This is a genomic window from Streptomyces sp. BE303, from assembly GCF_036290945.1.
Taxonomy (GTDB): domain Bacteria; phylum Actinomycetota; class Actinomycetes; order Streptomycetales; family Streptomycetaceae; genus Kitasatospora.
Window position 1 is genome coordinate 1 of record NZ_JAQYWZ010000594.1, and the last position, 803, is coordinate 803.

The window sequence follows — 803 nt, forward strand, 5'->3', positions numbered from 1 at the left end:
GCACCGGGATCTCGCGGCCGGTCACGCGCTTGACCGACTCGATCACCTCGCGGACCGAGAAGCCGCTGCCGTTGCCGAGGTTGCAGATCAGGTGCTCGCCCGGCTTGGCCGCGTCCAGGGCGAGCAGGTGGGCGTCGGCGAGGTCGGCGACGTGGATGTAGTCGCGGATGCAGGTGCCGTCCGGGGTCGGGTAGTCGTCGCCGTACACCGCGATGTGCTCGCGCTGCCCGAGCGCCGCCTGGAACACCAGCGGGATCAGGTGCGACTCCGGGTCGTGCCGCTCGCCGTAGGCGCCGTACGCGCCGGCCACGTTGAAGTACCGCAGCGAGACGGCGGCCAGACCGTGGGCGACGGCCTCGCCGGTGATCAGGTGGTCGACGGCCAGCTTCGTGGCCCCGTAGGTGTTGGTCGGCGCGGTGCGGGCGGTCTCGGCGATCGGCACGGACTCCGGCTCGCCGTAGGTCGCGGCGGTGGAGGAGAACACCAGCCTGCGCACACCGGCCGCGCGCATGGCGCTGATCAGCTCCAGCGAGCCGGCCACGTTGTTGCGCCAGTACTTCTCCGGGTCCGTGACGGACTCGCCGACCTGCGAGGAGGCGGCGAAGTGCAGCACACCGTCGAAGGAACCGTCCAGGACCTTCCCGGCCTCCTGGATCCGGCCCTCGACGAACTCCGCACCGGACGGCACGCCCGCACGGAAGCCCGTGGAGAGATCGTCCAGGACGGTCACCTGGTGACCCGCCTCCAGCAGGTGGGCGGCCACCACACTGCCGACATAGCCGGCGCCACCCGTGACCAGGTAC

Annotated in this window: 1 protein-coding gene; it reads right to left on the bottom strand. The window is 71.4% G+C overall.

Features of this window, described 5'->3' with window-relative positions:
* Positions 1–803, bottom strand: an 803-nt coding sequence (galE, locus tag PUR56_RS13275; RefSeq protein ID WP_329949054.1) for a UDP-glucose 4-epimerase GalE, incomplete at both ends; no start/stop codon positions are given.